23 protein-coding genes are annotated in these 24,284 nt (G+C 55.6%); 5 read left to right on the top strand and 18 right to left on the bottom strand.

The genetic code is table 11. The annotated features are described in order from the left end of the window. Nucleotides 1–56 precede the first annotated feature (56 nt). The 5 genes from LN244_RS03745 (at nt 57) to LN244_RS03725 (ending at nt 5,601) form a co-directional block, all read left to right on the top strand. On the top strand, nt 57–1,355 hold the full coding sequence (locus LN244_RS03745) for a YeaH/YhbH family protein (RefSeq protein WP_239041512.1): 1,299 nt from the start codon (nt 57–59) through the stop codon (nt 1,353–1,355). Continuing rightward, complete coding sequence (locus tag LN244_RS03740; protein ID WP_239041511.1) at nt 1,342–2,880, top strand: SpoVR family protein; 1,539 nt, start codon at nt 1,342–1,344, stop codon at nt 2,878–2,880. The genes LN244_RS03745 and LN244_RS03740 overlap by 14 nt, the downstream gene beginning before the upstream one ends. Before the next feature lie 50 nt (nt 2,881–2,930). Further along, entirely contained in the window at nt 2,931–3,299 is a 369-nt protein-coding gene (locus LN244_RS03735; protein WP_239041510.1) for a histidine triad nucleotide-binding protein, read from the top strand. 158 nt (nt 3,300–3,457) lie between these two features. Then, the gene (locus tag LN244_RS03730) at nt 3,458–4,420 is read left to right on the top strand and encodes a bifunctional enoyl-CoA hydratase/phosphate acetyltransferase (protein ID WP_239041509.1); all 963 of its coding nucleotides are present in this window, start codon (nt 3,458–3,460) and stop codon (nt 4,418–4,420) included. Next, the gene (locus LN244_RS03725; protein ID WP_239041508.1) at nt 4,420–5,601 is read left to right on the top strand and encodes an acetate/propionate family kinase; all 1,182 of its coding nucleotides are present in this window, start codon (nt 4,420–4,422) and stop codon (nt 5,599–5,601) included. Before LN244_RS03730 ends, LN244_RS03725 begins: the two co-directional genes overlap by 1 nt. A 21-nt stretch (nt 5,602–5,622) precedes the next feature. On the opposite strand, the gene rlmB is transcribed toward LN244_RS03725, so the two are convergent. The 18 genes from rlmB to rpoE all read right to left on the bottom strand — a co-directional run bounded on the left by rlmB (nt 5,623) and on the right by rpoE (nt 24,198). Further along, on the bottom strand, nt 5,623–6,372 hold the full coding sequence (gene rlmB / locus LN244_RS03720; protein ID WP_239041507.1) for a 23S rRNA (guanosine(2251)-2'-O)-methyltransferase RlmB: 750 nt from the start codon (nt 6,370–6,372) through the stop codon (nt 5,623–5,625). A 100-nt stretch (nt 6,373–6,472) separates the two neighbouring features. Further along, a complete protein-coding gene (gene adk, locus LN244_RS03715; RefSeq protein WP_239041506.1) occupies nt 6,473–7,129 on the bottom strand; it encodes an adenylate kinase in 657 nt (218 codons plus the stop codon). A 217-nt stretch (nt 7,130–7,346) separates the two neighbouring features. Further along, complete coding sequence (gene ppc, locus LN244_RS03710) at nt 7,347–9,953, bottom strand: phosphoenolpyruvate carboxylase (protein ID WP_239041505.1); 2,607 nt, start codon at nt 9,951–9,953, stop codon at nt 7,347–7,349. A gap of 126 nt (nt 9,954–10,079) precedes the next feature. Further along, nucleotides 10,080–10,883, bottom strand: a complete 804-nt coding sequence (gene mazG / locus LN244_RS03705; RefSeq protein WP_239041504.1) for a nucleoside triphosphate pyrophosphohydrolase — start codon at nt 10,881–10,883, stop codon at nt 10,080–10,082. Beyond that, nucleotides 10,883–13,153, bottom strand: a complete 2,271-nt coding sequence (relA, locus tag LN244_RS03700; protein WP_239041503.1) for a GTP diphosphokinase — start codon at nt 13,151–13,153, stop codon at nt 10,883–10,885. The genes mazG and relA overlap by 1 nt, the downstream gene beginning before the upstream one ends. 158 nt (nt 13,154–13,311) lie before the next feature. Beyond that, a complete protein-coding gene (gene cysM, locus LN244_RS03695; RefSeq protein WP_239041502.1) occupies nt 13,312–14,208 on the bottom strand; it encodes a cysteine synthase CysM in 897 nt (298 codons plus the stop codon). A 102-nt stretch (nt 14,209–14,310) separates the two neighbouring features. Beyond that, nucleotides 14,311–14,688 (bottom strand): holo-ACP synthase, encoded by a 378-nt coding sequence (acpS, locus tag LN244_RS03690; RefSeq protein WP_239041501.1) that lies wholly within the window; start codon nt 14,686–14,688, stop codon nt 14,311–14,313. Further along, on the bottom strand, nt 14,685–15,458 hold the full coding sequence (pdxJ, locus tag LN244_RS03685) for a pyridoxine 5'-phosphate synthase (protein ID WP_239041500.1): 774 nt from the start codon (nt 15,456–15,458) through the stop codon (nt 14,685–14,687). The genes acpS and pdxJ overlap by 4 nt, the downstream gene beginning before the upstream one ends. Then, nucleotides 15,451–16,143 (bottom strand): DNA repair protein RecO, encoded by a 693-nt coding sequence (gene recO / locus LN244_RS03680; protein ID WP_239041499.1) that lies wholly within the window; start codon nt 16,141–16,143, stop codon nt 15,451–15,453. Before recO ends, pdxJ begins: the two co-directional genes overlap by 8 nt. Then, entirely contained in the window at nt 16,143–17,045 is a 903-nt protein-coding gene (era, locus tag LN244_RS03675; RefSeq protein ID WP_239041498.1) for a GTPase Era, read from the bottom strand. Before era ends, recO begins: the two co-directional genes overlap by 1 nt. Then, nucleotides 17,042–17,728, bottom strand: coding sequence for a ribonuclease III (gene rnc / locus LN244_RS03670; RefSeq protein ID WP_239041497.1), 687 nt, complete (start codon nt 17,726–17,728; stop codon nt 17,042–17,044). Before rnc ends, era begins: the two co-directional genes overlap by 4 nt. Continuing rightward, entirely contained in the window at nt 17,725–18,105 is a 381-nt protein-coding gene (locus tag LN244_RS03665; protein ID WP_239041496.1) for a DUF4845 domain-containing protein, read from the bottom strand. The genes rnc and LN244_RS03665 overlap by 4 nt, the downstream gene beginning before the upstream one ends. Before the next feature lie 13 nt (nt 18,106–18,118). Next, complete coding sequence (gene lepB / locus LN244_RS03660; protein ID WP_239041495.1) at nt 18,119–18,931, bottom strand: signal peptidase I; 813 nt, start codon at nt 18,929–18,931, stop codon at nt 18,119–18,121. A gap of 9 nt (nt 18,932–18,940) precedes the next feature. Then, a complete protein-coding gene (gene lepA / locus LN244_RS03655; protein ID WP_239041494.1) occupies nt 18,941–20,740 on the bottom strand; it encodes a translation elongation factor 4 in 1,800 nt (599 codons plus the stop codon). Between the two features lie 139 nt (nt 20,741–20,879). After that, the gene (locus LN244_RS03650) at nt 20,880–22,283 is read right to left on the bottom strand and encodes a DegQ family serine endoprotease (RefSeq protein ID WP_239041493.1); all 1,404 of its coding nucleotides are present in this window, start codon (nt 22,281–22,283) and stop codon (nt 20,880–20,882) included. 19 nt (nt 22,284–22,302) lie between these two features. Then, nucleotides 22,303–22,737 (bottom strand): SoxR reducing system RseC family protein, encoded by a 435-nt coding sequence (locus tag LN244_RS03645; protein WP_239041492.1) that lies wholly within the window; start codon nt 22,735–22,737, stop codon nt 22,303–22,305. A 2-nt stretch (nt 22,738–22,739) separates the two neighbouring features. Continuing rightward, nucleotides 22,740–23,564 (bottom strand): MucB/RseB C-terminal domain-containing protein, encoded by an 825-nt coding sequence (locus tag LN244_RS03640; protein ID WP_239041491.1) that lies wholly within the window; start codon nt 23,562–23,564, stop codon nt 22,740–22,742. Nucleotides 23,565–23,610: 46 nt separating this feature from the next. Beyond that, the gene (rpoE, locus tag LN244_RS03635) at nt 23,611–24,198 is read right to left on the bottom strand and encodes an RNA polymerase sigma factor RpoE (protein ID WP_239041490.1); all 588 of its coding nucleotides are present in this window, start codon (nt 24,196–24,198) and stop codon (nt 23,611–23,613) included. Nucleotides 24,199–24,284: the final 86 nt, after the last annotated feature.

Below are 24,284 nucleotides of genomic sequence, written 5' to 3'. Positions count from 1 at the left end.
CCGCGCAGCCGTGGCACTGCGGTGCCACTCTAGCTGCCGCTCCGGGAGCCCGATATATGAGCTATATCATCGATCGCCGTGAGAATGCGAAGAAGAAAAGCACGGTCAACCGCCAGCGCTTTTTACGTCGCTACAAGCAGCACATTAAAAAGGCTGTTGAAGAGGCGATACATAACCGTTCGATCAAGGATATCGATCAGGGTGGGCAGGTCACCATTCCCAAACGGGATATCTCTGAACCGATTTTCCACCACGGTGATGGCGGCGTTCGGCACAAGATTTTCCCCGGCAACAAGGAGTTCGTGGAAGGCGATGAGTTCCGTCGTCCCGAGGGCGGTGGTGGTGGCGGTGCCGGCCAGGGCAAGGCGAGCAATCAGGGCGAAGGGGAAGATGACTTCACCTTCAATATCAGCCAGGAAGAATTCCTCGATTTCATGTTCGAGGATCTGGAATTGCCCTGGATGGTCCGCAAGCAGCTGAAGGATGCGACCACCTTCGAAACTCGCCGTGCCGGATTTACCAATGCCGGTTCACCGGAAAAGCTTCATATCGTCCGCTCACTGAGAGCAGCCCATGCACGTCGTATCGCTTTGACCGACAAGGAGGTCCGTCAGCAGATCCGGGCGCTGCGCAAGGAACTTTGGGCACTTGAAGAGTCGCCTCCTTCGGCCGAACGTACCGAGAAAATCACCGCACTGCGCGCCCGCATCATCGAACTGGAGAAAAGCTCACGTAAACTGCCGTTCCTCGACGACTTCGACCTTCGTTATACCAACATGGTGCGTGTCCCCATGCCCTCAAGCAAGGCGGTCATGTTCTGTGTCATGGACGTATCCGGCTCGATGACCCAGAGCATCAAGGATATTGCCAAACGCTTCTTCATCCTGCTGTATCTGTTCCTGAATCGGAACTACAAGCAGATTGAAGTAGTGTTCGTGCGCCACCATACGCACGCCAAAGAGGTAGACGAACAGGAGTTCTTTTACTCCCGTGAAACCGGCGGCACCATCGTATCCAGCGCTCTGGCACTGACGGCCGATATCATCGACAAGCGCTATCCACCGGCCGACTGGAACATCTATATCGCCCAGGCATCCGATGGGGACAACTGGGATGGTGACTCCAGCACCTGCAGCAAGCTGCTGACAGAGCGCATTCTGCCGAAGACGCAATATTACGCCTACGTCGAGATCACCACCGGTCCACACCAGAATCTCTGGCACGAGTATGAGCATGTGAATGAAGCCTTCAGCGAACGCTTCTCCATGCAGCAGATTACCGACGCCGGTGAAATCTACCCGGTATTCCGCCGCCTGTTCGAGAAACGCACGGAGGGTGCCCATGAGCCGTCCTAAAGCACGCCAGCCGCTTTCGACCGGGTCCGATTGGACCTTCGAGCTGATAGAAGCCTACGACCGTGAAATCGGCAGAATTGCTGCCAACTTCGGCCTGGATACCTATCCCAACCAGATCGAAATCATTACTTCAGAACAGATGATGGATGCCTACTCCTCGGTCGGCATGCCGCTGAACTACAACCACTGGTCATTCGGCAAGCAGTTTGTCGAAACCGAGCAAAGCTACAAGCGCGGCCACATGGGACTCGCTTACGAGATCGTCATCAATTCCAACCCCTGTATTGCCTACCTGATGGAGGAAAACACCATCACCATGCAGGCGCTGGTGATTGCACATGCCTGCTACGGCCACAATTCCTTCTTCAAGGGCAATTACCTGTTCCGCACCTGGACCGATGCCAGCGCCATCATCGACTATCTGCTGTTTGCCAAGAATTACATCCGACGTTGTGAAGAGAAACATGGCGTAGACGAGGTCGAAAAGCTGCTCGATTCCTGCCATGCGCTGATGAACTATGGCGTCAACCGGTACAAGCGTCCGCGTCCGCTGACCGCTGCGGAAGAGCGTGAACGCCAGCGCGCCCGCGAAGAGTACATTCAGCGGCACCTGAATGACCTCTGGAACACAACCATTCCGCGCCGAAGCGATGACGACGCGGGTAAGCAGCCCCGCTTCCCCGCTGAGCCCGAGGAAAACATCCTCTACTTCATCGAAAAAAACGCGCCGCTGCTCGAGCCCTGGCAGCGCGAGATCATCCGTATCGTCCGCAAAGTGGCCCAGTACTTTTATCCACAGAAACAGACTCAGGTCATGAACGAGGGCTGGGCCTGCTTCTGGCACTACACCCTGCTGCATCAGCTTTTCGATGAAGGACTGGTCACCGACGGTTTCATGATGGAGTTTCTGCACTCTCACTCCAGCGTGATCTATCAGCCGCCCTTCGACAGCCCCTATTTCAGCGGCATCAACCCCTACACGCTTGGCTATAACATGATGCAGGATATTCGGCGCATCTGTGAAAAGCCCACGGAGGAAGATCGGGAATGGTTCCCCGATATTGCTGGCAGCAACTGGCAGGAGACGCTGGATAATGCGATGCGTAACTACAAGGACGAGAGCTTTATTCTCCAGTTCCTGTCTCCTCGATTGATGCGTGAACTCAAACTCTTTTCCATCATGGACGACAGTAGCCGCCCCACTTTAAGAGTGGATGCCATCCACAACGAGCGCGGCTATCGTGCCCTGCGCGAATCGTTGTCAGCGCAATACAACCTGGGCAACCGGGAGCCCAACATACAGGTATACAACGTCAACGTCCGTGGTGACCGATCGCTGACAATGCGACACTACATGCATAACGGGCAACCACTGGGGGCATCAACCGAAGAGGTTCTTAAACACCTGCACCGCTTATGGGGCTTTGATGTTCTCTTGGAGTCCGTGACCCCGGAAGGCAATGTGATGCAATCCTTTGCCTGTCCGCCAAGGCCGCAGGAGCTGACAGTTGAGGGGATCGCCTAGCGCTGGCTATACTGGTTCGCTACATCACTCAAGGACCAAAAGGGTTTGTTATGGACTGTCTGTTTTGCAAGATCCTCGACGGCGATATTCCGGCCGAGGTTGTATATGAAGATGATCAGGTACTGGCGTTCCGGGATATCAACCCACAGGCTCCTTTCCATTGCCTGATCATTCCACGCAAGCATATTGCCACGCTGAACGACATTGCCGACGAAGATCAGGCACTGGTTGGCCACATGATCCAGGCCGCCGGCACCATTGCCAAACAGCAGGGTTTTGACGAAAGTGGTTATCGCACCGTTTTCAACTGCAATACTCATGGTGGCCAGACGGTTTATCACATCCACCTGCATCTGCTGGGTGGCAAGCCGATGGGCTGGCCTCCCTATCAGGATACGCTCAAAGTGGCGGTGGACTGAATACCGCCTCCCGGCCGCGCCCCATGGCCCGGCCGCTTCTCCCCCGCTTGTCTTTGATCAATCCAGCCTGTTTTGTTGACTACTTAATGTTGCACTGCGTCATAATGCGTTCATTATGAGACATTAGTTTGATGGCTTGTTAAACAGAGGGATTGTTCATGTCGATTGCAGCCGATTCGCCCGTTACCACCGAAATGCCCCCCATGCATGATCAGCTTGAGTTCTACATCGAGCAGGCACGCAAGGCGGGTCCCATACGCACGGCCGTTGTGCACCCTGTGGATCACAACAGCCTTCTGGGCGCGATCGAAGCTGCCGAGCAAGGCCTGATCGAGCCTTTGCTGGTCGGTCCCGAGCATAAGATCCGCGCCGCAGCTGAAGCCGAGAATATCGATCTGACTCCCTATCGAATCATCAGCACCGAACACAGCCATGAGGCTGCCGAACGGGCCTGTGAGCTGATTCGTCTTGCGGAAGCCGAAGCCTTGATGAAAGGCAGCCTTGGCACTTCGGAACTGCTCAGTGCCGTTATCCACAAAACCAAGGGGATTCGCACCGAGCGTCGTCTGAGTCATGTTTTCGTGTTTGATGTGCCCAATTACCACAAACCGCTGGTGATTACCGACGCGGCCATCAACGTGGCTCCGGATCTGAGCGTCAAACGCGATATCGTTCAGAACGCCATCGACTTCTGCCAGTCACTGGGTAACAAGCAGCCCAAGGTAGCGATTCTGGCCGCCGTCGAGAAGGTTAAACCCGGCATGCAAAGCACCATCGATGCGGCGGCTCTGTGCAAGATGGCCGACCGTGAGCAGATTACCGGAGGCATCATCGATGGCCCTCTGGCATTCGACAACGCCATTTCGCTTCAGGCCGCCATCGACAAGCATATCAAGTCTCCGGTTTCCGGCGACGCCGACATCCTGTTGGCACCGGATCTGGAGGCGGCCAACATGATCGCCAAGCAGTTGATCTACCTGGCCGACGCCAAGTCAGCCGGTCTTGCCGTAGGGGCTCGAGTCCCCATCATCCTGACCAGCCGCGCCGAAGGTACCCTGGGACGCCTTGCCTCCTGTGCCCTGGCTTCGCACATGGTCAAGCACGCTCAGGGAGGCAAGTGATGGATACCATCCTGACCGTTAATGGCGGCTCATCAAGCCTGAAGTGCGGCCTCTACGCTCTGGAAGGCGGGGTACTGCGCTGCCTGATCCATCTCAAGGTGGAAAACCTGCTGGGCAACCCAACCCTGTTCAAGGTACGTGACGAGCAGAATCAGGTGCTGGATGCTCACGAACTGGATTGCTGCCATGTGCCCCAGGATGAACGCCACCAGTTTGCCCTGCAGGAAGTCCTGCAATGGGTAAGCGTTCACTTGCCCGAGTCCCACCTGATTGCAACGGGCCATCGTGTCGTTCACGGCGGCAACCAGTACAGCACTCCTGTGCTGCTCGATGATGCAAGCTTCGCCGAGCTTGAAACCCTGATTCCCCTGGCGCCACTGCATCAGCCCTACAACCTGAAACTGGTTCAGGCCTGCCGCGCTCTGGCCCCTGAACTGCCGGTTGTAGCCTGCTTCGACACCATGTTTCATGCTCAACAATCCCGACTGGAGCGTCTCTACGCCCTGCCTCGTCGTCTTGTGGATAAGGGCGTCCATCGCTACGGTTTCCACGGCCTCTCATATGAATATCTTCAGCGCCAGCTGACACTTGCCGGTGCCGGCAACCTGAAAACCATCGTCTGTCATCTCGGCGCCGGTGCCAGCATGTGTGCGATTCGCGAAGGGCGTTCCATCGCCTCCAGCATGGGTTTCACCGCTGTGGAAGGACTGCCGATGGGCAGCCGTACGGGTAACCTGGACCCCGGCGTCCTGCTCTACCTGATGCGTGAAGAAGGGATGGATGTAGATGCCCTGGAACACCTGCTCTATAAAGAAAGCGGCTGGCTGGGTATCTCCGGCATCAGCTCCGATATGAAAACCCTGCATCAGGCCCATGAGCCCGCCGCAGAGGAAGCGATCGACCTGTTCTGTTATCGAGTCGCACTGGAGATGGGCCGACTGGCCGCTGCCACGGAAGGTGTGGAGCAGGTGGTGTTCTCAGGTGGTGTGGGAGAGAACGATGCCGATGTTCGCGCACGCGTTCTGCAGCGCTGCGGCTGGCTTGGCATCGAACTGGATGCCGACGCCAATCAGCGTAATGCCGGGATCATCAGCACCCCGGATTCACGGGTGACTGTGCGTGTCATGCCGACCAATGAGGAAGCGATGATTGCCACTCACGTGACAGAACTGCTGCACTGACCACCCCACTCCCCGGGCCGTTCAGGCCTGGGCAGACCTGCGCTGGCGAACGATCTCGAACAGGCACACACCGGTCGCTACGGAGACATTCAGGCTGCTGACCTCTCCAGCCATCGGGATATTGATCAGCTGATCACAGTTTTCACGGGTCAAACGGCGCATCCCCTTGCCTTCTGCCCCCATTACCAGAGCAGAGGGACCTGTCAGATCGGTATCATAAATACTGGCGTCCGCTTCCCCGGCCGTCCCGGTAATCCAGATGCCACGCTGCTGCAGTGACTGCAGAGTACGGGCCAGATTGGTGACCTGAATATAGGGCACCACCTCGGCAGCACCACACGCCACCTTGGCCACGGTTGCATTCAACGGAGCCGACTTGTCCTTGGGAGCAATCACCACGGCCACACCGGCGGCGTCAGCAGTACGCAAACAGGCCCCCAGATTATGTGGATCAGTCACGCCGTCCAATACCAGCACCAGCGGTGCAGGACCGGCATTATCCAGTAACACGTCCAGCGCCTTTTCCGACAATGCCTTGATCGGTTCACACTCCGCGATCACGCCTTGATGACGACCACCGCCTGCACGCTGATCCAGCTGAGCCTTGGGCTCCTCTATTACTTTGATCCGCTGGGCTTCAGCCTTGTCCAGCAGTGTCTGCAGGCGTTCATCATGGCGCCCCTGCTGAACCAGCAGACGGCGTACACGACCAGGGTTACGGTTAAGCAGGCTGGTGACGGCGTGCAGACCAAAGATATCGGTTTGGCTCATGGGACTCCCAGGGTCAATAGGTCAAATTACAGCTGTGTATTATGCGGTAAAACCAATAAAAAAGCCGCCCGGAGGCGGCTTTCTCGACATCAGATTCGACTTAGGCGTTCAGACCGGAGAAGACCTTGTCTCGGATGTCATTAACGCTGCCAACCCCTTCCACGTACACGTACGCAGGGGCCTTGGCTTCGCCGCTTTCGTTCCAGCCACGGTAGTAGCTGATCAGCGGTGCAGTCTGGTCATGGTAGACCTTCAGACGCTGACGCACGGTTTCTTCCTTGTCATCTTCACGCTGAACCAGTTCATCACCGGTCACGTCATCCTTGCCTTCTTCCTTCGGCGGATTGAAAACAACATGGTAGGTACGACCGGAAGCCGGATGGACACGGCGGCCGCTCATGCGCTTGATGATCTCTTCATCAGCCACGTCGATCTCGACAACAGCATCGATATCGACGCCCGCTTCTTTCAGCGCATCAGCCTGAGGAATGGTGCGCGGGAAGCCATCAAACAGGAAGCCATTGGCGCAATCCGCTTCCGCAATACGTTCCTTGACCAGACCAATGATGATGTCATCGGATACCAGACCACCCGCGTCCATCACTTCCTTGGCCTGTTTGCCCAGCGGGGTACCCGCCTTCACCGCCGCACGCAGCATGTCGCCGGTGGAGATCTGCGGGATGCCATACTTCTCGGTAATATACTGGGCCTGAGTGCCCTTACCGGCACCGGGTGCTCCAAGCAGAATAATGCGCATGTATCTAGTCTCCTGAACGTTATAGTAATCGGTAAATCTGTGGAGCAGCCGTCGCAGCGGCTCCCCCTGAATTCGATAAAAGGGTTCTTTGCAGGCTATCTGCCCGGGCCCTGTGAGCACAATTCGACATTAGACCTAGCACTTGTCGGATTGTTGACAAAGGGACCGAGGTTACGCAAAGCGATTGGGTGATTCAACCCCCTTTTGGGCGTAGACCTCAACCGGTATTGCGCATGCCAGCAGAGATCCCGGCCATAGTGACCATCAAGGCCTGCTCCAGTCGCTGATCCGGCTGGTTTCGGTCACGGAACAACAGTTCAGCCTGAAGTACGTGTAGAGGATCAATATAAGGGTTTCTCACATCAATCGACTGCCGGATGGTGCCGTTGCCCGCCAGCAGTTTATCCTCCTGCTTGATCTGCTTGACCTGCTCGACGGTCTGCTCCAGGCGCAGACGCAGGCTGGAACCCAGAGCCTGCAGCTCGGGCGATACCAGACGCTGCTCATAATAGGCCGAGATGTTTACATCGCTCTTGGCCAGAACCATCTCCAGCATGTCGATCCAGGACTGGAAGAAAGGCCAGTCATGGTACATCTCATGGAGCAGAGGAAGCTGATCATCCTTCACAGCCATGTCCAGCGCCGCACCGGACCCCAGCCAGGCCGGTAACATCAGCCGTGTTTGCGTCCAGGCGAAAATCCACGGTATCGCCCTCAGACTTTCAACACCACCATCGGCCTTGCGCTTGGCCGGGCGCGAACCCAACGGCAACTTGGCCAGTTCCTGCTCCGGTGTCAGTGCACGGAAATAGGGAACAAACTGCGGTTCTTCACGCACCAGAGAGCGGTACACGGTCATGCCACAACTTGCCATGCTGTCCATGAGCGAGCGCCAGGCAGGCTTCGGCGCAGGCCCCGGACTCAGCGTAGCCTTGAGCACCGCTGCAGTATAAAGCGTCAGGTTGCGTACCGCGATTTCCGGGATACCGAACTTGAAACGGATCATCTCTCCCTGCTCCGTAACCCTGAGACTGCCAGCAACAGATCCCGGTGGTTGTGCCAGTATCGCCGTATGGCTTGGGCCACCGCCCCGTCCCACGGTACCGCCACGGCCATGGAACAGCGTCAACCGAATACCTTCACGGTTACAGAGTTCAGTCAGGGCTTCCTGAGCACGGTATTGTCCCCAGGCGGCGGCCAACTGGCCAGCATCCTTGGAGGAGTCAGAGTAACCGATCATCACCTCCTGATGACCGTCGACATACTCCCGGTACCAGTCAATTGCCAGCAGCGCGCCGATGCAGTCCGGTGCATTATCCAGATCGTCCAGAGTCTCGAACAGAGGTACAACCCGCATATTGTGCTCAACCCCAACCTCCTGCAACAAGAGGTTGACCGCCAGCACATCGGAAGGCTGACCGGCCATGGAGATCACATAAGAGCCCAGACTGTAGGCAGGGTTTGCAGCAATGACACGGCAGGTGTTAATGACTTCCATGACGCTATCGCCCGGTTGCCAGTGATGCGGCAATAATGGTCGACGTGACTGCAACTCCTGCAGCAGGAAGGCCTGCTTACGTGCCTCATCCCATTCGGAATAACGGCCCAGCTGATAGAACTCGGTCAACGCATCGAACACCTCGGCGTGGCGATCCGCATTCTGGCGCACATCGACACGTACCAGCGTCAGGCCAAAACAGGCAATGCGGCGCAACAGATCTTCCAGCGCACCGGCCGCGATACAGGACATGCCAGACTCAATCAGCGAACGGTGGCAGATCAGCAAAGGCTCCAACAGTTCATCCAGATCACTGATCCAGATATCGGGATCACTGGGGTGTCCCTTGAGATAGGCTTCAATCCCGTTGCGAGTATCCAGCAAACGACTGCGCAGACGGCCCAGCAGCTCACGATAAGGCTCAGGATGGTGATCAGTCAGATGACGCAATTCAGCATTGGCGGCATGCATCGACAGTTCCGCGCGCAGTTGATCCACATCACGGGCATAGAGATCGGCAGCCATCCAGCGCGCCAACAACAGAACTTCAGACGTGACCGCCGCGGTTACATTGGGGTTGCCATCACGGTCGCCTCCCATCCAGGAGGAAAAATGCACCGGGCTGCAGGTCAGAGGCAGACTGACACCCAGCTCTGACTGCAGCCGCTTGTCGAACAACCGCAGGAACCGTGGCATTGCACTCCACAAAGAGTTCTCGATGACCGCGAAACCCCACTTGGCTTCTTCCACCGGTGTCGGCCGGTTTTGACGGATTTCGTTGGTATGCCAGATCTGGCTGATCAGCTGATCAAGGCGCGACTGCACCGGCTCACCGCGATCACGCTGCTTCAATGTCTCGGCAATGGCATCGTATTTCTGGATCAGAGTACGGCGATTGACTTCGGTTGGATGGGCCGTCAACACCAGGTCGATACTGAGTGTTTCGATACAGGCAAGAATAGCGTCTGGCGACTGGCCTCCGGCCTTGAGTTCTGCAAACAGCTGATCCAGCAAATCGGCATCTTCATCGCCTTCGGTTTCGAGATGTCGACGCACCCTGTGGTGTTCCTCGGCGATATTGGCCAGGTTAAGGAACTGTGTGAAGGCACGCGCCATCGGCAGCACTTCATCTTCATTCAGACCATCCAGTGCCTGACGCAGCTGCTCCTGACTGGCGTCTTCAGCAAGGCGTGCAGACTTGGCCAGTTTGCGAATATGCTCGACACGGGCCAGAAATGGCGAGCCAAGGTGGGCTTCCATGGTACGTCCCAGGCTCTCACCCAGAACACGGACATCGTCACGCAACGCTTCGTGCAGATCACTCATCCCATCCCCTCCGTTCAGGTTCCATAGCCTTCGATGCTAACCGATCAAGACGGTTGACCGTTAGCACCCTTGGTATGAATTTAACCGGGGATGATGTTCGTCTTGTGAATGAGGTGTGCTGAACTGTCAGAGACCCTTGACCTTGGCCTCATCCCACCATTGATCCAGCTGCTCCAGAGGCAATTGCTGCCACTCGTGGTTACCCTCGTTGACCTGCTGTTCGACATAGCCGAAACGGCGCTCAAATTTGCTGTTGGTATTCCGTAGCGCCTGTTCGGGATCCATCTCAAGATGACGTGCCAGATTGACCTGGGCAAACAGAAGATCACCGATCTCTTCGCGGGCATTCTCCAGGTCACCTTGCTCCAGGGCTTGACGAAGTTCGCCAATCTCCTCTTCGATCTTGTCCAGTACACCACCGATCTCGGGCCAGTCAAAACCGACACGGGCTGCACGCCGCTGCAACTTGGCCGCCCGACTCAGGGCGGGCAGGCCCAGCGGAACTTCATCCAGCACCCCTGAACGGGACTTGGCATTGCGCTCCTGCTGTTTGATCGCTTCCCATTTCTGGCTGACCTGATCCGTTTCGATCGGATCTGCCCCTGCACTATCCAGAGTTCCCTTGGGAAAGACGTGTGGATGACGCCGAATCAGCTTGCCAACCAACTGGTCGATAACCGCGTGCAAATCAAACCACTGATTTTCATCGGCCATACGGGCATAGAAGACCACCTGAAACAGCAGGTCACCAAGCTCATCACGCAAATGCTCCCAGTCCTGCCGCTCAATGCAGTCAGCCACTTCGTAGGCCTCTTCCAGAGTATGCGGCACGATACTGGCAAATGTCTGTTCCAGATCCCAGGGGCATCCCGAGTCAGGATTCCGCAAGGCATCCATCAGTCGGATCAGATCATCCAGGGTATAGCTCATCAATGGTTACCACTGCGTTCACGATGCACATCGAGCACGTTCGGCACCTGGTTGATTTTGTCCATCAAGCGTCCCAATCGCTCCAGACGCGGTATTTCAACGGTCAGGGTCAGACGTGCCATGTTGTTCTTGCGGTCCGTCAGCGTGTTGGCCGCCAGGATATTGAGCTTCTCGTTACTCAACACCAGCATGACGTCACGCAGCAAACCGGGACGATCAAAGGCCTCAATGGTCATGTCTACAGGGTAGGTCTGTTCATTCTCTTCGCCCCAATCGACACTGATGACCCGATCCGGTTCGTTCTCGCGCAACGTCATCAGGTTGAGGCAATCTTCGTGATGAATGGAGATGCCTCTACCCTGAGTGATGTAACCCATGATCGGATCACCGGGTACCGGCTTGCAGCAGGTCGCCAGTGTCGTCAGCAGGTTGCCAACACCCTGAATGTTGATGCCGCTGCCCCCTTTGCGGGGCTCGTGCGAGGATCGACTCGAGCGGAGCTCGAGGTCCATCTGTGGTTCGGGACGTTCAGGTTCTATCTGACGCTGAGCCTCATGAATGATCTGCGAGAGCCGCAGATCACCCGCACCAAGGGCGGCACAGAGGTCTTCCGAGGTCTTGTAGTTGAGTGCAACCGCAATCCGGTCCAGATCGATCGCATGAGGATCCAGCGCCAGACGGCGGAACTCGCGCAAGATGATGTCACGACCGGCATCGGCGTTCTGTTCCTTGGCCTGCAGCTTGAACCAGTGCGCAACCTTGGCCCGAGCCCGTGAGGTGGTCACAAAACCGTAGTTGGTATTGAGCCAGTCACGACGCGGCGCCTCTTCCCGGGAGGTCATGATTTCAACCTGGTCACCGGTCTTGAGCGGCTTGTTCAGGGGAATAATCCGGCCGTTGACCTTGGCACCACGGCAACGGTGCCCCACTTCGGTATGCACACGATAAGCGAAGTCCACGGCCGTCGCACCCTGTGGCAAGTCAATCACGTGACCGTCAGGGGTAAACACGTAGACCCGGTCCTGAACCACATCACCTCGCAGCATGTCGCCCAGGGCTTCGGTATCCCCCAGGTCATCATGCCACTCGAGCACCTGGCGCAACCAGGCGATCTTCTCTTCGTAGCCGTCACCACGGGACTGGGTGTCGGTCCCCTTGTACAGGTGGTGAGCACAGACACCGAGTTCCGCCTCGTCATGCATGGCGAAGGTCCGTATCTGCACCTCCAGCACCTTGCCTTCAGGGCCGAATACAGCGGTGTGCAGGGAGCGGTAGCCATTCGGTTTGGGGGATGCGATGTAGTCATCGAACTCGTGCGGAATATTGCGCCACAAACCGTGCACGATGCCGAGTACGGTATAACAGTCCCGAATCTCGGGTACCAGAATACGCACGGCACGCACATCATAGACCTGGCTGAAATCGATGTTCTTGCGCTGCATCTTTCGCCAGATGCTGTAGATGTGCTTGGCTCGGCCCATAACCTCGCCATCGATACCGGCATCTTCAAGCCGACTGCGCAGCAGTTCTACCACCTGATTGATAAACAGCTGGCGGTCGAGTCGTTTCTCGTCCAGCAGACGGGCAATATGCTTGTAATCGTTGGGTTTCAGGTAGCGGAACGAGAGGTCTTCAAGCTCCCACTTGATGTGACCGATACCCAGACGATGTGCCAAAGGCGCATAGATGTCGAATACTTCTCGGGCCACCAGGTAGCGCTTTTTACGGTCTCCGTTTTTCACCCCGCGGATCGCACAGGTACGCTCGGCAATCTTGATCAGCGCGACGCGCACATCATCAATCATCGCCACCAGCATCTTGCGGACGTTATCGACCTGGGCAATGCTCGTGCCCAGAACCGCATCATCAGAACGGGGATTTTTGCGACTACCGATGGCCGCCATCTGCAATACGCCGTCAATCAAACCGGCGATGGTCTGACCGAAGCGTTCACGGACTACATCCAGCTTGAGTTTGTGCTCGCGTACGGAGCGATAGAGAATCGCAGCAACCAGTGTTTCCTGGTCCTGCTGGAGTTCCGCCAGGATCTGGGCCATCTCAAGCCCGGTCCGGAAACTGCCGACGGTATTCTTTGCCCAGTCGTCATCCGACTCGGCGACAGCAGCGCGGGCCTCCTTGGCCAGCAAACATGCCTGCCTGATCTGCTCGATGTCACTGACTTCAACCTGTTGCTGCAGACGCAGCAGCCAGAGGTCCAAATCAACGGTGCCATCTTCTCGTATCGGATGATCTTCTCGAACCTTCACCATGGCCTAAGCCACTCCTGTCTTGCCTCCGGCGACGATTACTGAAAAAGCGGGCGTCAGCCGGTCTGATGCGGCCCACTCCTTCAGGGATGGGGCCATATTTTAGTCGGTAAGACCGTTCAGTGCGAGTAAGTTCCCCGTAAACACGATAAAACAATAACTTAGGCGTCAAAAACACCTGTAGAAAGGTAACGGTCTCCCCGATCGCAGATGATGCAAACGATGGTGGCATTTTCAACCCTCTGCGCCAGCTGCAAAGCTCCGGCTACGGCACCACCAGAGGACACGCCACAGAAAATACCCTCTTCTCGAGCCAGCGCACGCATGGTGTTCTCGGCATCCTGCTGACTGATATCGATCACTTCATCAACACGACTGCGTTCAAAGATCTGCGGCAGATAAGCTTCAGGCCAGCGACGAATTCCGGGGATCTGAGATCCTTCCTGCGGCTGAAGACCCACGATACGGATATCCGGGTTCTGCTCTTTCAAGTATCGAGAAACACCCATGATCGTACCTGTCGTCCCCATAGAGCTGACAAAATGAGTTACCGTGCCATGGGTTTGCTGCCAGATTTCAGGGCCTGTACCGGTGTAATGGGCTTCAGGATTGTCCAGATTGGAAAACTGATCCAGCACCTTGCCTTCGCCGGCTGCCTGCATCTCCAACGCGAGATCGCGCGCCCGCTCCATGCCCTCTTGCTGAGTCACCTCGATCAGCTCGGCACCGTACGCCGTCATGGCAGCCTTGCGTTCGGAGCTCATGTTGGCGGGCATAATCAGCTTCATGCGATAGCCTTTGATCGCCGCAGCCATTGCCAGCGCAATACCGGTATTACCGGAAGTGGCCTCGATCAGACAGTCACCGGGCTGTATGTCACCGCGGGCTTCCGCCAGAGTGATCATGCTGAGTGCGGGACGATCCTTCACCGAGCCGGCAGGGTTGTTGCCTTCCAGCTTGCACAGTACGGTGTTGCCATTTGGAACCGGCAGGCGCTGCAGGCGCACCAGCGGGGTATGGCCGACATAGTCGGCAATAGTGGGATATTCAATAGGCATGGAGACTCCGCAAAACTTCCGCGATGGAGCTATAAGAAAAGGATTATTTATTCCTGATAAATATAGTCGGAATAATATCAGCCCGAAGGGAAGCAAACAATCTCAGCCGCCTTCAGCGATCACAAACGCGGATACATACGCGCGCTCGTCGGTATAGCTCAGATGCCAACGGTGAATACCGGCAGCGGCCGCCCTGCTGGCGGCTTCGTCCTTGACCGACAGCAGAGGCCTGCCCAACGGATCATGTGATATTTCGAAGTGCTGCCAGCTGATGCCACGACCTATCCCTGTACCAAGCGCCTTGACTGCGGCTTCCTTGGCCGCAAAGCGTTTGGCAAGGAAGAGGGCAGGACGAGCATGTTCGCGAAAGGCTGTCAGCTCTGCCTGTGTCAAAATGCGCTCGGGCAGGCGCGGCGTACGTGCCAGCGCCCGCTCCATACGCGCAATTTCCAGCAGGTCAGTGCCGATACCGACAATCATGAGCGTATGGCATCGCGACGGGCCTGCACCCGCTGCTGTACCTGCATCAGCAGATCACGCATCTCTTGCACGGCAGGCTTGAGTCCCACCATCAACGCACGCGCAATGATACCGTGGCCAATGTTGAGTTCGTTGATTTCCGGAATCTCGGCAACCGGTTCCACATTGTGGTAGTGAAGTCCATGACCCGCATTGACGACAAGTCCCAACTGCCACGCATGACGGGATGCCAGTTTCAGCCTGTCGAGCTCTTCACTGCGGGCCACAAGCGTTTCGGCATCGGCATAATTGCCGGTGTGCAACTCGATCACCGGAGCACCACAGCGAGCGGCCGCATCAATCTGCAGAGGTTCCGGATCAATAAACAGAGAGACTTCACAACCTGCATCCGCCAGGCGCATACAGGCCGCACGAATCTGCTCTTCCTGCCCCAGCACATCCAGACCACCCTCGGTGGTCAGTTCTTCACGCTTTTCAGGTACCAGGCAGACATGAGCAGGGCGAATGCGCTCGGCCAGCTGCAGCATCTCTTCGGTCACGGCCATTTCAAGGTTCATTCGGGTCTGCAGCGTTTGCGCCAGCAGCTCGATATCACGGTCCTGTATATGGCGACGATCTTCACGCAGGTGCACCGTGATGCCATCGGCACCGGCCTCTTCTGCCAGTGCAGCCGCCTGTACCGGATCAGGATAACGGGTACCACGTGCCTGTCGCAGAGTGGCAATATGATCGATATTGATGCCTAACAGCAAACGATCGGGTTCAGTCATCCTTAGCTCCTTTGCGTTTTAAAAAAAGTTCGCGGCTGCGCAAGGGTTTGTCGCCAAGAAGAGGCGCCAGGCGCACACGCATCAGTTGTTTGGCAGTGCGTCGCACCGCCGGATCATCATAACAATCCTGCTCGATCGACAGCAGATGTGTCCCCGGGAATCCTTTTCCACTCCGGCATGGACGCAACCCGGTTTCGGCGTGCCATTCATAGCAGTTGTCATCTGTAACAGCACTGCAATCCAGCGCGAAGCCCAGCTGCTCCAGCAACTGACGCTCGAAGGTCCGCAAAGCGCCTTCGATGTCGGTAGCCAGCTTGAGTTCGTTGAGAGCATAGCGGAACAGCACAAATATCCGTGGATGGGGGTCAAACGGGCTTAGAAGACGTTGAACCAGCTCGTTGAGATAGAGGCCACAAAGGAGTGCCCGGCCCTGCAACATGGCGCCAACCTCTGTCGTTTCGGCCATGCGCAGGTTTTTCAAATCGGTGCGCCCTTGCCAGCCCACCTGCAGCAACTGAAACGGTTGAAGGCTGGCACGCAACCGGGACCCGGGCTTGCGCGCACCTCGAGCCACAACACTGACCAGTCCATGCTCGAGCGTCAGCAGGTCTACCAGCAGGCTGGTTTCACGGTAGGGGCGCGAGTGCAGCACGTAGGCTGCAGTCGCATCGACGCGCTGCGTCATCACTCGTGTCGGTAACCCAGACTCTGCAACGCGCGCTCATTATCCGACCAGCCACGCTTGACCTTTACCCAGAGGTTAAGCATGACTTTGGTATCGAACATCTTTTCCATGTCCAACCGGGCATCGCGACCAATGGTTTTGATCACAGCACCTGAATCGCCAATGACAATCCGTTTCTGGCCATCGCGCTCAACCAGAATCAGAGCGCTGATGTGCAATACCCTGCCATCGTGCTTGAACTCTTCGATCTCCACCGTGGTGCCATAGGGCACCTCATCACCCAGATTACGCATCAGTTTTTCGCGCACCAGTTCGGCAGCGACAAAACGGGAGCTTCGGTCGGTAATCTGATCCTCAGGGAACATGTGCATCCCTTCCGGAATACGACTCTCGACCTCACGCTGCAGACGTTCGACGTTGTGTCCCTTCTGGGCCGAGATCGGGATGATAGCATCAAAGTGGCGCTTGGCTGCCAACAGGTCCAGCTGCGGCAGCAGTGCTTCCTTATCCTTGAGCTGATCAACCTTATTGACTGCCAGGATCACTGGACAACGTACATGCTCCAGCTTGTCCAAAACGATCTGGTCCTCATCGGTCCAGGCCGTACGGTCGACGATGAATACGACTAGATCCACATGACGCAGGGCTTCAGAAGCAGTGCGGTTCATGAACCGGTTCAGTGCTTTACCCTTGTCGTCCTTATGCAAACCGGGCGTATCCACATAGACCACCTGCAGATCACCTTCGGTATGAATACCCAGAATCTGGTGGCGTGTTGTCTGGGGTTTGCGTGAGGTAATACTCAGCTTCTGTCCCAGAATATGGTTGAGCAAGGTTGATTTGCCCACATTGGGGCGGCCGACAATGGCGACATAGCCGCAACGGGTAATGGCTTCACTCATGCGCCGGTCTCCTGTCCCAAAGTTTTCAGTGCTCGACGGGCGGCTTCCTGTTCTGCCTGACGCCGGCTGCTACCTCGCCCCTCGGTTGGCTGTTCCAGCAGCACCACGTCACAACGGATATGGAAGGTTTGATCGTGGGGATCCCCTTCAACCGATACCAGTTCGTATCGAGGCAGCTCGACACGGCGTGACTGAAGGAACTCCTGCAGTCGCGTTTTGGCATCTTTCAGCGATATATTCAAATCCAGCTGATCAAGGTGGCCAGCGAACCAATGCAGAATAAAACGGCGTGCCGCTTCAATTCCCTGATCCAGATAGACGGCTCCGATAATCGCCTCAACACTGTCCGCCAGAATGGAGTCACGGCGATAGCCGCCACTTTTCAGTTCACCTGAGCCGAGACGCAGATAGTCACCCAGCTGCATCTCGCGCGCAATCTTGGCCAGGGTTTCCCCCTTGACCACGCGCGAACGCAGACGGCTCATCTGCCCTTCACGAGCCGCGGGAAAACGCTGATAAAGATCGTCAGCGATGACGAAACTCAGGATGGCATCGCCAAGAAACTCCAGCCGCTCATTGTTGCGTTTACCACAACTGCGATGGGTGAGTGCCAGTTCAAACAGCTCGTTATCGGTACAGGGGTTGCCCAGTTTACGGGCCAGTTCAGCAGCAGGTTTAATCAAGGTTTTACAGCTTCGTAGTGTTCTTCAAACATAACCAGAGCATCGACGTTGTAGAACATCGGTACCCGGACTTCGTAGACCAGATCAAAATAGATCACTCCCTCTTCCAGACGGATCTGGAGCGAATCCTTTTCAGGCAGTTCAACCTGGTTAATGTACAGTTTCTTATCCAGATCACGGCGCAGTTCGCGCAGAGACTTTGACAGCTCATCCGGGTCTTGGCTTACAGTCTTCACAATCGAGTTGATAGTCGCGTGATCCCAGTATGCCGAAAACAGTTTGAAGCCAACGGCAAAAAAGATCCCGACCACAATCAGGCCGATCAGTGTCGAGGTAAAGGAAGCTCCCCGCTGAAAGTGTGCTACGCCTTTGTCCATGTTATGCAATCCTCTAGTTTATGCGACGAACATCACTGAATTCAGGCAGGCTGAAAAAGCCATCCCAGTGCATCCACACCGCAGTGGCCTTGCCCACCAGCAATTCATCCGGAACGAATCCCCAATAACGGCTGTCCTTGCTGTTATCGCGATTATCGCCCAGAACGAAATAATGACCATCAGGCACCGTCCATTCACCATCGATCACCGGGCGATAGATATCCCGGTAAATTCGATGCGGCACCTCAGCCAGTGTCTCTTTCAGCAGCAACTGTTCCGGACGTGAAGGCGGCAACTTGGCTAACAGCTCCTGCTGCTGAGCCACGCCGTTAACGTAAAGCACCTTATTTTTGTAGGTAATTACATCACCGGGAACGCCAACCACCCGCTTAATGAAGTTGATGCTGGTATCCTCAGGATAGCGGAAGACGATGACATCACCATGTTGAGGATCATTGTTAGCCACAAAACGGGTATTCAGAACCGGCAACCTCAAACCATAGTGGTACTTGTTGACCAGGATGAAGTCACCGATTTTCAACGTCGGCAGCATGGAGCCGGACGGGATCTGAAAAGGTTCGTAAAGAAATGATCTCAACAGCAGTACGAACAGCAGGACGGGGAACATCGACTTGGACGTATCCGCCCAGCCGGGCTGACGCAGCAGTGCCTTACACTGAGCCTCGGGCAGCGGCTCCTGCGCCTGCTGCTGAGCTGTTTGCAACGCCTGCTGACGCCGCGGGGCAAAGATCGCAGCATCCAGCAGCCAAAGCACACCGGTCAACGCGGTGACCAGAACCAGTATCAGTGAAAAATCCAGATTCATAACCAGGCCTTAGCTGTCGACTTTGAGCACGGCGAGGAAGGCATCCTGAGGAATCTCGACCCGGCCTACCTGCTTCATGCGCTTCTTGCCCTCTTTCTGCTTGGCAAGCAGCTTCTTCTTACGGCTGACATCACCGCCATAACACTTGGCCAGTACGTTCTTGCGCAACGCCTTAACGGTGGTGCGGGCAATGACCTTGCCGCCAAGAGCCGCCTGGATGGCAACATCAAACATCTGACGCGGGATCAGCTCCTTCATTTTTTCACAGAGCTGACGACCACGGTAAAGCGCATTGTCCTTGTGCAGAATCACGGCCAGAGCATCAACACGCTCACCATTGATCAGGATATCCATACGCACCAGTTTGGCTGGTTCGAAACGCTGGAAGTTGTACTCCAGAGAAGCATAACCGCGGCTTACTGACTTAAGACGATCAAAGAAGTCGAGAACGACTTCCGCCATGGGCAGTTCATAGGTGACCTGAACCTGCTTGCCCACGAAGTGCATGTTTTTCTGGACACCGCGTTTTTCGACACAGAGCCCGATCACCTGTCCCAGATACTCGTCCGGCACAAGGATATTGGCCAAAACAATCGGTTCACGCATTTCTCGGATAGACCCGGGATCTGGCAACTTGGACGGACTGTCGATATGAACCACTTCACCCGAATTCAATTCAAGCTCGTACACCACCGTCGGTGCAGTTGTGACCAAATCCAGATCATATTCGCGTTCCAGGCGTTCCTGGATGATTTCCATGTGCAGCATGCCCAGGAAACCGCATCGGAAACCGAATCCCAGCGCATCTGATGTTTCAGGTTCGAAAAACAGGGATGCATCATTCAGGGTCAACTTATCCAATGCTTCACGGAAGTCCTCGTAATCATCCGCACTGGTCGGGAACAGGCCTGCGTAAACCTGAGGCTGCACCTTCTGGAAACCAGGCAAACTACCCACATCCGGTGTTTTGGCATGGATCAGCGTATCGCCTACGGGTGCACCGTGAATATCCTTGATGCCGGCCACCACGAAACCTACTTCACCTGCTCTGAGCATGTCGGTTTCCTTACGCTTGGGCGTAAAGATTCCCACCGCATCAATCTGGTGTGCCTGTCCAGTGGACTTGACCAGAATCTTGTCTTTCTTGCGGAGAGTACCGTTTTTAACTCTGACCAGGGAGACGACCCCCAGGTAGTTGTCAAACCAGGAGTCGATGATCAGCGCCTGAAGCGGTGCATCCACATCGCCTTCGGGCGGCGGAATGACACGTACGAGGGCCTCAAGCACGTCATCGATACCCATACCGGTCTTGGCTGAGCATGCGATCGCACCGTCGGCGTCGATACCGATCACCTCTTCTATCTCCTGACGCACCCGTTCAGGATCAGCCTGCGGCAGGTCCATTTTGTTGAGTACCGGCAGCACTTCGAGATTCTGTTCAATGGCGGTGTAACAGTTGGCAACCGATTGCGCTTCTACACCCTGTGCAGCATCCACAACCAGCAGCGCACCTTCGCATGCGGCAAGCGAACGTGAAACTTCATAGGAGAAGTCAACATGTCCCGGTGTATCGATGAAATTCAGCTGGTAGGTCTTGCCGTCTTTGGCGTGGTAGTCAAGGGTGACACTCTGCGCCTTGATAGTAATTCCACGCTCACGCTCGAGATCCATGGAATCGAGCACCTGGGCCGCCATCTCACGGTCACTGAGGCCGCCGCAAGTCTGGATGAGACGGTCTGACAGTGTGGATTTGCCATGGTCGATATGGGCGATGATCGAGAAATTACGAATATGATCCAGGTTACTCACGATAGGGCTACCCGACTCCAGCTGTAAACAGGATTGATAAGGAGGACGCAGTTTAACGTAAGAAGGGGGTTCAGGTCATCAGAACCCGCGTGTGATATCCATAAACAGCAAGGGGGCCAAAGGCCCCCTGAGTGCAGAGTTACTCCGGTTTGAGCGCAATGAACATCGGATTTCCCCGGCGGACAACACGCAAGGGTACCGAGCGGCCACCGGGCAACTCTGATACGATGCGCTGGAACTGATCGAGCGTCTCAACCCGCTCGCCATTGAGCATGGTGATGACATCCCCGCGAACCAGCCCGGCACGAGCACCAGCCCCTTCTTCAACGCGTTCCACGATGACGCCTGAACGCACATTCCATTTATCTTTCAGTTCTTCTGGCAAGGGTGCCACAACAACGCCAAGACGGCTGGTTTCGACCGGCGGCTTCTGAATCGGGGGCTGCCCTTCTTCATCGTTCGGCAGACGTCCGATCGTCACATCAAGCGTCTTGCGTCTCCCTTCCCGGATGACTTCGACTTCAGCTGTATCTCCGGGCTTAATGCGACCAACCAGAGGTGGCAAGTCAGATGACAGCACTACATCATGGTCGTTAAAACTGAGGATAATATCGCCTTCCTGAATACCGGCAGCAGCAGCAGGGCTGTCCGGCATTACCTTGGCAACCAGAGCTCCTGCCGGCTTTTTAAGGCCAAAGGATTCAGCCAGATCACGATTTACCTCCTGAATCAACACACCAAGCCATCCGCGTTCGACAAATCCCTGCCCTTTGAGCTGTTCAGAGACTTCAAGCGCTACGTCAATCGGGATGGCAAATGACAGCCCCATGAAACCGCCGGAGCGCGTGTATATCTGCGAATTGATACCAACGACTTCGCCTTTCAGGTTAAACAGAGGCCCTCCCGAATTGCCCGGATTGATCGCTACATCAGTCTGAATGAAAGGCACGTAGTTTTCGTTCGCAAGCGCACGCTCAGTAGCACTGACGATCCCTGCCGTTACACTGTGATCAAAACCAAAGGGTGACCCGATCGCCAATACCCACTCCCCGACTTTCAACTGTGATGAGCGACCCAGTCGCACAACCGGAAGATCGTCAGCATCAATTTTGAGTAATGCAACATCGGTTCTTTCGTCGGAGCCAACGACTTCAGCCTCAAGTTCACGGCGATCATTGAGACGAACCATGACCTGATCAGCATCCTTGATCACATGGTGGTTGGTCAGGATGTAACCATCATGAGAAATAATGAAGCCTGAACCCAAAGAACGTGGCGCTCGGTGAGGACGGTCTCGAAACTGTGGAATCTCACGGAAAAAATGCCGGAAGATTTCCGGAATTTCTTCACCATTGGGGCCATGAAACTGACCAAAGGGAGTCGAAAGCGCTTGTGAATCCTGCTTTTGAACCGTACTGATATTCACGACAGCCGGCGAAGCATCTTCAACCAGTTCAGTAAAGTCAGGTAAAGCGGCTGCATTAACAAGCGGCGTCAACAAACAGGCAAAAACGAGAAAAAGATTAATCTTGATTGCTTTCATCAAATGTCACCTTTCCTGTTCAAACAATTCTCAGCAGGACCGGTTGGTAGCGTGCCTTGACACCTTGCCCTGTACTGAGCTGGCGAGCCAATAAAAAGCCCCCCAACATCAACACCAATGCCAGTATCACCTGCTGCCACTCCACCAGACCCAATGCAGAACCGAGCAAGGCGCCGGCAATCAGCAAGGCAAGAGGCAACAAATACAGCAGCAGGGAAGCTCGAACTAGACTTCCCTCCTCAAGACCTATTACCACCTGCTGCCCTGGTTCCACTACTATGGCTCCCGGGTTGAAGACATCAATTTCGACCGTCTTGCCCGACCGCCACTGGGACAGCACACCCTGACTGCAACTTGATTTGCTGGCACATTGAGCACAAGCACTGGTTCGTTCAGCAGTGACTCGGACGACATTAGTGCCGACGGCCGAAACCACTGCAAATTCTTCAATCATGATTAGCGCTCAGGCTGAACAGCACTGGCTATTCGGTCCGCAATCATCAGGGGCACATTTCCTACTACCGTAACGAAATGATCACCGCGACGCTTGCCCACGGCAATATACCCATCTGCCTGAGCAACGCCTTCGGGCAAGCTCTGGTGACCGAGCTCCTCAACACTGACCGAGAAGGCGTCGCGCCCTTTGGCAAAAACCATCACTTCACCATGTGGTAGAAGCTCATGACGGACCATTGAATAGCCTTCAGGCATCCAGCGGGTACTCCATTGAGGCACCCGTTGAGCCTCAACCAAATGCTGATGCTGATCGATGTATTTTTTCAACCCATCTGACAAGCGAATAACATCCGGTGAATCGTATCCGGGCATCGTTGGTGCTGAGCGTCCCAGGTTTGTTCGCATCAAATCACCATTGACAGTAGCGCCTGGCAGATAAAAATTGGGCGTTTGAGAGGGAGACTCTGAAAAGTTACCCGCACCAAGAATCACCGCAGCCGTTACCGAAGCCGCAACCGCCATGCTGCTTACGGAACGCCACCAACGCGAAACCGGCTTGGAGGATACCGAGGATGCAGGCTCGCGATCATAAGCCGACGGATGATAAGTGGGCTCCTGCTCAAGTGCGGACATGACACCTGCACTGATATCAATCTGTAAACCAGATTGGAGTTCACCCCTCAGGCCGGCACGGGCAATATGATAACGACGCCACTGCTGAGCCAACTCAGGGTCATCGGCAACCTGCTCCAGCGTTCGGCGCAGCTCGAATTCACCCACTTCGCCATCCATCAATGCAGAGATGGAGTCATTCGCTCTATGCATAGTTTTTCCTCTGATGCCGTTGAACGGCATGCCTAAATCGACACGATTAGTTTGCAAGCAACGGGGCGATCTCTTTATCGATCGCTTCACGTGCTCGAAAAATACGTGAACGGACAGTTCCGACCGGACAGTCCATCACGTTGGCGATATCCTCATAGCTCATGCCCTCGAACTCTCGCAGGGTCAAGGCAACACGCAGATCTTCAGGGAGACGATCCAGCGTCGTTTTGACCACACGCTCCAGTTCATCCCTGTACAGCGAACTCTCCGGGGTCTCCAGCTCACGCAGTTCCGAGTCGGTATCGATGTAATGAGCATCATCAACATCAACATCAACATCGGGCGGGCGACGGCTGCGAGAAACCAAATGGTTCTTCGCTGTGTTTATAGCAATACGGTACAACCAGGTATAAAAGGCGCTGTCACCACGAAACCCCGGCAGTGCACGGTAAGCCTTGATAAAGGCCTCCTGAGCAACATCCATTGCTTCGTGCGGGTCGTATACATAGCGGCCAATCAAGCCAATGATTTTGTGCTGATACTGCTTGACCAGTAGATCGAAGGCTCGTTTATCACCCGCCTGTACACGCTTAACCAGTACCTGATCGCTGGCTGCCTGACTCTCGTTAGACACTGGGTATCCTTAAATTAAGTCGCTGCGACTTTCGGTGCCCTGCTCGAGTGGCAGGGCTATTTCAATTTCGATGCAGTATGTAACGC

Source organism: Marinobacterium sediminicola (assembly GCF_022343685.1).
In the GTDB taxonomy this organism is placed as follows: Bacteria; Pseudomonadota; Gammaproteobacteria; order Pseudomonadales; family Balneatricaceae; genus Marinobacterium; species Marinobacterium sediminicola.
Note: the sequence above shows the minus strand (reverse complement) of the source record. Positions and strands in the feature narration are given on the sequence as shown.

What these genes read in the sequence shown, in the direction of transcription:
- lepB (WP_239041495.1), bottom strand. Translation starts at nt 18,931, where the DNA reads ATGAATCTGGATTTTTCACTGATACTGGTTCTGGTCACCGCGTTGACC.
- LN244_RS03745 (WP_239041512.1), top strand. Translation starts at nt 57, where the DNA reads ATGAGCTATATCATCGATCGCCGTGAGAATGCGAAGAAGAAAAGCACG.
- ppc (WP_239041505.1), bottom strand. Translation starts at nt 9,953, where the DNA reads ATGAGTGATCTGCACGAAGCGTTGCGTGACGATGTCCGTGTTCTGGGT.
- mazG (WP_239041504.1), bottom strand. Translation starts at nt 10,883, where the DNA reads ATGAGCTATACCCTGGATGATCTGATCCGACTGATGGATGCCTTGCGG.
- acpS (WP_239041501.1), bottom strand. Translation starts at nt 14,688, where the DNA reads ATGATTGTCGGTATCGGCACTGACCTGCTGGAAATTGCGCGTATGGAG.
- LN244_RS03735 (WP_239041510.1), top strand. Translation starts at nt 2,931, where the DNA reads ATGGACTGTCTGTTTTGCAAGATCCTCGACGGCGATATTCCGGCCGAG.
- rlmB (WP_239041507.1), bottom strand. Translation starts at nt 6,372, where the DNA reads ATGAGCCAAACCGATATCTTTGGTCTGCACGCCGTCACCAGCCTGCTT.
- LN244_RS03640 (WP_239041491.1), bottom strand. Translation starts at nt 23,564, where the DNA reads ATGCATAGAGCGAATGACTCCATCTCTGCATTGATGGATGGCGAAGTG.
- LN244_RS03740 (WP_239041511.1), top strand. Translation starts at nt 1,342, where the DNA reads ATGAGCCGTCCTAAAGCACGCCAGCCGCTTTCGACCGGGTCCGATTGG.
- LN244_RS03725 (WP_239041508.1), top strand. Translation starts at nt 4,420, where the DNA reads ATGGATACCATCCTGACCGTTAATGGCGGCTCATCAAGCCTGAAGTGC.
- adk (WP_239041506.1), bottom strand. Translation starts at nt 7,129, where the DNA reads ATGCGCATTATTCTGCTTGGAGCACCCGGTGCCGGTAAGGGCACTCAG.
- LN244_RS03645 (WP_239041492.1), bottom strand. Translation starts at nt 22,737, where the DNA reads ATGATTGAAGAATTTGCAGTGGTTTCGGCCGTCGGCACTAATGTCGTC.
- LN244_RS03650 (WP_239041493.1), bottom strand. Translation starts at nt 22,283, where the DNA reads ATGAAAGCAATCAAGATTAATCTTTTTCTCGTTTTTGCCTGTTTGTTG.
- LN244_RS03730 (WP_239041509.1), top strand. Translation starts at nt 3,458, where the DNA reads ATGTCGATTGCAGCCGATTCGCCCGTTACCACCGAAATGCCCCCCATG.
- relA (WP_239041503.1), bottom strand. Translation starts at nt 13,153, where the DNA reads ATGGTGAAGGTTCGAGAAGATCATCCGATACGAGAAGATGGCACCGTT.
- recO (WP_239041499.1), bottom strand. Translation starts at nt 16,143, where the DNA reads ATGACGCAGCGCGTCGATGCGACTGCAGCCTACGTGCTGCACTCGCGC.
- pdxJ (WP_239041500.1), bottom strand. Translation starts at nt 15,458, where the DNA reads ATGACTGAACCCGATCGTTTGCTGTTAGGCATCAATATCGATCATATT.
- era (WP_239041498.1), bottom strand. Translation starts at nt 17,045, where the DNA reads ATGAGTGAAGCCATTACCCGTTGCGGCTATGTCGCCATTGTCGGCCGC.
- LN244_RS03665 (WP_239041496.1), bottom strand. Translation starts at nt 18,105, where the DNA reads ATGGACAAAGGCGTAGCACACTTTCAGCGGGGAGCTTCCTTTACCTCG.
- cysM (WP_239041502.1), bottom strand. Translation starts at nt 14,208, where the DNA reads ATGCCTATTGAATATCCCACTATTGCCGACTATGTCGGCCATACCCCG.